Source organism: Sporosarcina ureae DSM 2281, assembly GCF_000425545.1.
GTDB classification, from domain to species: domain Bacteria; phylum Bacillota; class Bacilli; order Bacillales_A; family Planococcaceae; genus Sporosarcina; species Sporosarcina ureae.
Genome location: NZ_AUDQ01000032.1, coordinates 1 through 5,282, shown reverse-complemented (window position 1 = coordinate 5,282; position 5,282 = coordinate 1). Strand labels below are relative to the sequence as shown.

General features: G+C 36.2%; 7 protein-coding genes. 4 read left to right on the top strand and 3 right to left on the bottom strand.

The genetic code is table 11. The features are described 5' to 3' along the window. Positions 1 to 206: transposase domain-containing protein (locus tag H605_RS0116810; protein ID WP_029055252.1), on the top strand; the 206-nt coding region annotated here is incomplete at its 5' end. A gap of 235 nt (positions 207 to 441) precedes the next feature. Here H605_RS0116810 and arr read toward each other — a convergent pair. After that, entirely contained in the window at positions 442 to 858 is a 417-nt protein-coding gene (arr, locus tag H605_RS0116805) for an NAD(+)--rifampin ADP-ribosyltransferase (RefSeq protein WP_029055251.1), read from the bottom strand. A gap of 917 nt (positions 859 to 1,775) precedes the next feature. Between arr and H605_RS0116790 the strand changes: the two genes are divergently transcribed. The 3 genes from H605_RS0116790 to yghU all read left to right on the top strand — a co-directional run bounded on the left by H605_RS0116790 (position 1,776) and on the right by yghU (position 3,753). Then, complete coding sequence (locus tag H605_RS0116790; protein ID WP_029055249.1) at positions 1,776 to 2,327, top strand: hypothetical protein; 552 nt, start codon at positions 1,776 to 1,778, stop codon at positions 2,325 to 2,327. Between the two features lie 109 nt (positions 2,328 to 2,436). After that, positions 2,437 to 2,718: a DUF5412 family protein gene (locus H605_RS18240; RefSeq protein WP_420804875.1), complete on the top strand. Its 282-nt coding sequence runs from the start codon at positions 2,437 to 2,439 to the stop codon at positions 2,716 to 2,718. A 246-nt stretch (positions 2,719 to 2,964) separates the two neighbouring features. Further along, positions 2,965 to 3,753: a glutathione-dependent disulfide-bond oxidoreductase gene (gene yghU, locus H605_RS0116780; RefSeq protein WP_029055248.1), complete on the top strand. Its 789-nt coding sequence runs from the start codon at positions 2,965 to 2,967 to the stop codon at positions 3,751 to 3,753. A gap of 254 nt (positions 3,754 to 4,007) precedes the next feature. Here yghU and gloA read toward each other — a convergent pair whose 3' ends face one another. Continuing rightward, positions 4,008 to 4,388: a lactoylglutathione lyase gene (gloA, locus tag H605_RS0116775; protein ID WP_029055247.1), complete on the bottom strand. Its 381-nt coding sequence runs from the start codon at positions 4,386 to 4,388 to the stop codon at positions 4,008 to 4,010. A gap of 88 nt (positions 4,389 to 4,476) precedes the next feature. Then, the gene (gene gloB / locus H605_RS0116770; protein WP_029055246.1) at positions 4,477 to 5,178 is read right to left on the bottom strand and encodes a hydroxyacylglutathione hydrolase; all 702 of its coding nucleotides are present in this window, start codon (positions 5,176 to 5,178) and stop codon (positions 4,477 to 4,479) included. Positions 5,179 to 5,282: the final 104 nt, after the last annotated feature.

The window sequence follows — 5,282 nt, the reverse complement described above, 5'->3', positions numbered from 1 at the left end:
TTTCCACAAGAGGTGCTACTTCAAGTGCAATCGCCTATAGTCTCGTAGAGACCGCAAAAGAGAATGGCGTGAATCCTTTCTTCTACTTGCAGTTCCTTTTCGAAGAACTTCCTCAACGTAACCTTGAGAAAATCGCAGAGTTTGAAGACTTAATGCCTTGGTCAAAGACCTTACCAAAGAATTGTTATATCCAATCAAAGAAATAGAAAACGCCCCGAAGAATCTTTATGATCGATTCTTTGGGGCATTTTCTTTTATATGAAACAACGTGTTCACTTTTTGACGCTTACGTATTATGAAGTATTTATGATCTTTCAGTAATCGGGTCATTTTCCAGAGTGACGAGAAAATCCTGATTTCTCAATTTTGATACTGAGAAATCAGTCTTTTTTACAATTACTTAATTTTTCTCATAAGTCATGACTTATGAATTTTTAAAGATTAATCGTATATTACATTTAATCCTTGTTCACTTAACTTTTTTAAAGATGTTAGCATATTATTTATTTCTTCTTCGGAATGTCTTTCCCATTTACCTAATTCAGCTATTATTTTCAAAGGAGATTTAGACCTATAAGAACGTGTTGGGTTTCCAGGAAATCTTTTGTCAGTTAAATTCGGATCATTTTCAAAATCACCTAATGGTTCTACAATATAAATTCTTTCTTTTGAATTAGAAGCTGCCAATTCTGCACCCCATTTAGCAGCTTCCAATGTTGCAGTAAAATATATATGATTAGACTTTTTCTCTTGGTAATTTGATAAGTATTGTGGTTTTAAAAAATCACCAATTTTCAGTTCTGCTTTAGTACCGTGGAAGAAAGGACCATTGTCTAGGACATCTGTTTTGCCATTCATGCTGATACACCCCTTATTGTTTAGTTTTGCATACTTCAGTATAGAATAGAAAATATAGAAAAGGTAGTCAATAAATATTTTATAACTTGTATTATGATATAAGAAGAGAGAGTTATACAATTACCTTTTTAAATGGTTGTTGGGGCTTTATGGATTGACTTATAGCTTTGATTTGAATAGCGATAAGTTAAACAATAGAGTGCGTTAGCTGAACAACCGCTGCGACTCAATCGGATAAAATTGAGTTAAGTGTGATCGGAGAGGAGCAGACGAAATGGATTTGTGGTTTATGATTAAAGAGTGTTCTGGATTCTTATCATTTTTTCTTATCATAATTTTACTGAGTATTTTCCTGTTAGTAGCTACTTGGAAAAATCGTACTAACATACCTAAAAGATTAACCGCAATTATAACTTTACTATCTACGATTTTTATCGTTGTATCTTTGATTGCAATGATAGTTATTATCTCATTCGGCTATAACTCTTGAGTTGAAGTAATGAAGCAAAAGGGTACGTCAATGGAAGTGAAATTGAAAAACGCGCATAGTTGATCGGTGCAGGATATTTAATTGCTTTGTTTGGTGCTGTTATTGCATATGTTTTAAGTAAAGGGAAGTCGAAAAAAACGAAAGTGCCGAGTGTGGAGAATTGCTCTTACGTTGCCAATATCACCGGCGATTGCTTTTGCAGTAGGTTTAACTAATGCCGCAATTGTTGAAAGTCTCTGGTCGACATTCACCATGCTGTATATTTTTCCCACCATTTTCATAATCAGACTCGTTATGTTGTTGATTGGTATATTTAAAAAAGAAGAAATAGCTCAACCATAATAATCGTAACAAACGGTTGCGATAGTCGCACATAGTTGTCTTAAAAACAGCCTATTTTTACAATTAAGGATTAGGAGGTGTAATAATGACAAGTTTTTTCAGATATATTCTTTTCCTACTTATTTTCCTTCTATCCGGTTGCAGCGGCATATCGAAATATGACGATCATGAACCGGCAGCCATTGTGAAAGGGCAGGAAATTACGATAGGGGATTTACGGTTCTTATATCCTGATGAGACTGCATTGGATTATTTGGATGGAACAATTAAATTAGAATTAGTAAAACAAAAAGTACAAGAAATGGGTCTTGATATAACTGAGAATTTAGAAACGGATCCAGACTGGTTTGCAGAACTGCCTCCTAAAAACACAGAAAATGAAGGCGGCAAGCAAATACGTAATTTTGCTGAATCTCAAGCAAAAAAGCTGCATATGGATCCAGAAGAATACCAAAAGGAGTACGCCAGGAGAATAAATGACCTAAATGCGAATCTTATTACCTTTCTTGAAGAAAAATTAGACGGCTATCAATTCGGCGATGAAAAGATGAATGAGGAAGCGAATCAGTTATTGGAGGAATTGGCTAAGGAAAATAAAGAGGAGATTAAAGTGTTGATTAAGCCGACTGTACGGTAAATGGGTTACATATTTGCCAAGGCTAGTAAGTGGTGGTCTTTGGATACTTTGGGAGAAATTCATATAAAAGGTGGGCAAAGTCGATTAAAAAAATACGTTAAAACTGTTTTTGGTCGTCGGTTTATTGTTAGCTGCATTTATTGGTTATGGGATATATTGGGCGTTTTATGATATGAGTAGATTGCCGACAGGAGAATTTTTGACGGAGGAGATATCTCCTGATGGAAAATACACAGTAAAAGCCTACGTCGCCAACGGAGGGGCTACTGTGCCTTATGCTATTCGCGGGGAATTGGTTTTCAATCAAGGAAATAATAAAACGAAAAATATTTATTGGAATTATAAAGAGGATACAGTAATTATTACTTGGACAGATAACGATAATTATTAATGGGCATTCATTGAATGTACCAAAAGATCAATTTAATTTTAGAAAGCAATAACATATTACATGATGATTAGAGGCGTTAACTGAACAACCAGTACGCACCAAACGAGCCCATATTGTTGAAGGCGTTTAGTTTAAGATGACTAACGATAAGCCGTATGCTAAATAGATGGCAAACTAAATAGTAGGAATAGTTTTACACTGTTAGTATGATGGAGTTAATAAAGAGTTAGTAGGAGGAATGTTCAGATGACAAAATATGAATTATCAAACGTGTGGCAGTGGGAAGAAGAGAATTCGAATAAAGGTGGTAATCGTCCGACAGCCGGTGAACGTTTCGAACAAAAACTACCAGTCGGAGAGGCACCGTTCCAACTCTATTCATTGGGAACGCCGAACGGTATTAAAGTGACGATTATGCTGGAAGAATTAAAAGAGTTGGATGTCGACGGTGCAGACTATAATTTGTATAAAATCAATATTGGAGCCGACGAACAATTTGGTTCAGATTTTGTCAAGATCAATCCGAATTCTAAGATCCCAGCCCTAGTGGATCAAAGTCAAAGTCCACGTGTGGAAATTTTTGAATCAGGGTCAATTCTCCTTTACTTGGCTGAGAAATTTAATAAACTGATCCCGACAGATATTCATGGACGGACAGAAACCCTTAATTGGCTATTCTGGCAAATTGGATCAGGTCCTTATGTTGGTGGAGGTTTTGGTCACTTTTTTGCTTATGCGCCAGAGCCTATGAAATACCCAATTGATCGCTTTACTATGGAAACGAAACGTCAATTAGACTTGCTAGATAAAATATTAGCTCAGCGTTCTTATATCGCTGGTGATACCTATACTATTGCAGATATTGCGATATGGTCTTGGTATGGACGTTTAGCTTTAGGGAAATTGTATGAAGGCTCTTATGAATTTTTAAACATGGATGAATATACCCATCTCTTGGAATGGTCTCATCGCATTGCGAAACGACCAGGCGTTCAAAAAGGTCTTGCGGTAGAGTATCAGTCGCTTGGAGAGTAATTTTTTAAAAACATTGGATGGAAGTTATTCTCCTTTAAAATAGAATGAAAACCTTATATATTCCTTTCAAAGAAAACGGTATCGTAAATAGGAAGAGTGATTTATTCATCAACAGTTCGCGGTTGTTGTAATCAATAGGAGCAACGATCACATGACACGACAGTAAAATAAAAGCCTAAACCTCGTTTCTCTGTTTTGTAAGTAGAGAGTTGAGGATTAGGCTTTTTTATAATTACTTTTGTATATGGAACGTTTTAGTGCTTACGCTTTACTTCAATTCGATAGCCGTCAGGGTCAGTCACAAAGAAGTAAGAAGGTGTTTCACCTGAAAGTCCTTTTAATTCACCTGTTTCATAAGAAGATGCTTTACAGATTTTATGCATTTCTTCTAAATCATTTACTGTTACGCCTAAATGACTGAAACCATTTCCTATAACATATGGTTCTGCATCATAATTATAAGTAAGTTCTATTTGTACTGAAGAACCTGGCGAATTGAGATAGATCAAATCAAATTTATTATCAGGGAATTCTCTGCGACTCGCTACTTCAAAATCAAAAAGCTCAGTATAGAAATCTAAAGTAGCATCAATATCTCTAACACGTAAACAAATTTCAACGAGTACTTGGTTCATTACTATCATCCTCCATCATTTTATTGACCTTATCTTATCATAGATACTATATCAGTACACTTTATGCGATTGAATAAAGTCCGTTGTTCTAAAAGTCATCACGGGCGTTACGCAATTCGATAAAGTCTTCCACTGTTTCCGCTTGCAGAAAGAGGTTAATCTCCTTCTCCTTGCCGATCGTTGTCGGGAGCGTTGGCTGTTCTTTAGCACGCAATTCCTGGACAACTTCCAATGATTTGGAGATTTCTTTATTATCTGGCTGCATTTCGTATGCAAAACGTAAATTAGTTTCGGTATACTCGTGACCGGGATAAACATGTATATTATCATCCAAGCGCTTAAATTTCTGTAAAGTTTCATATTGAGCTTCGTAATCACCGGTAAACACCCGACCGCATCCTGCCGAAAACAAAGCATCCCCGCAGAAGAGATTATTCCCCATTAAAAAACTAATATGGCCATGCGTATGACCACCTGATTCATATACTTGGAAAGTTTGATTCAATAAGTTAAAGGAGTCTCTTTCCTTTACCACACTAGTCACCAAACCTTCCGTCTCTTTCGGTCCATATACAAGACTTTCGGGATGACTTGCCAGAATCTCCCGTACCCCGCCAATGTGATCTTCATGCATATGAGTTAAAAGAATGGCCGCTAAACGAAGCTGCTTTTCTTCTAAGAAATCAAGGACACCACTCGCTTTTCCTGGATCCACCACAACTGCCTCTGTTCCTTCTTGAATACACCATATATAATTATCAGAAAAAGCTTTGATTGGATGAATAAGCACTTTATGATTCCTCCCTCTATAAATATTGATGTATCAACGGTTTGAGCCGTTGTATGGGTGCCAAAAAATATTTTTGACACGATGATAAACAAAAATAGTTAGAT